This window comes from Clostridium phoceensis, from assembly GCF_001244495.1.
GTDB classification, from domain to species: Bacteria; Bacillota; Clostridia; order Oscillospirales; family Oscillospiraceae; genus Lawsonibacter; species Lawsonibacter asaccharolyticus.
Window position 1 is genome coordinate 1 of record NZ_LN866270.1, and the last position, 996, is coordinate 996.

Sequence of the window (996 nt, forward strand, 5' to 3'; positions counted from 1 at the left end):
GCCTCGTCCCACATGACGGCCTTCAGCTTCTCAGCCTCTTCCTCGTTGGCCAGGTAAGCGCCCTCCTTCACCAGGGCGGCTACGAACCCGTCGTACACGTCCTCGTGGATGATCAGGTTGCCGTCGCAGGAGCAGCCGGAGCCGAAGTCGGAGCACTTGGAGATCCGGGTGTTCATGGCAGCCTCAGCCTGACGCTCGGGGGTGTTGCAGGTGTTGTCGATGATGACAGTCGCGTTGCCGGCGCCGGAGCCGTAGGCCGGCACACCGGAGGAGTATGCGGACTTGACCATGGGACGACCGCCGGTGGCGATGACCAGGTCGCAGCGCTTCATCAGCTCCTGGGTCAGGGTGATGCTGGGCTCCTCGATGCCCTGGATGATGTCGGCGGGAGCGCCCTCACGCACCAGGGTCTCACGGATGATGTTGATGCACTTGTTGGTGGTCTTCTTCGCGCGCGGATGGGGGCTGCAGATGATGACGTCACGGGCCTTGATGGCGTAGATCACCTGGCCGGCAGGGGTCAGGCAGGGGTTGGTGGTGGGCACCAGGGACGCGATCACGCCCACAGGCTTGGCATACTTCACGATGCCCTTCTCAGGGATCTCCTCGATCACGCCCACGCTCTTCTGACGCAGGCAGTCCCGCAGGATCAGCTTCAGCTTGTTCCGCTTGTTCCGCTTGGTCACCTTGTCGCCCAGGCCGGTCTCGTCCACCGCCTCGTCAGCCAGGTTCGCCCAAACCTTCATGTCGATCACAGAAGCGGCGACCGCCTGGCACAGCCGGTCCACGCGCTCCTGGTCATAGGTGGCGATGATCTCCGCCGCAGCGCGGGCCTTAGCGACCATCCCGTCCAGCATTTCGATCTGCTCAGGAGTGACTTCTTTCGCCATTGTAATGATCTCCTTTTCCTTATTATTTGCCGGACCTCCGTCCAGCTTTCCTTACTGTCGCCATTATACCACTTCTTCCTCTCCCGTCCAATACTTCATTTCAATG

At 61.4% G+C, this 996-nt stretch carries 1 protein-coding gene; it reads right to left on the reverse strand.

Translation table 11 applies throughout. The features are described 5' to 3' along the window. On the reverse strand, positions 1-890 hold an 890-nt coding region (locus BN1969_RS00080), incomplete at its 3' end, for an aldehyde dehydrogenase family protein (protein WP_147576928.1). Between the last annotated feature and the right edge of the window lie 106 nt (positions 891-996).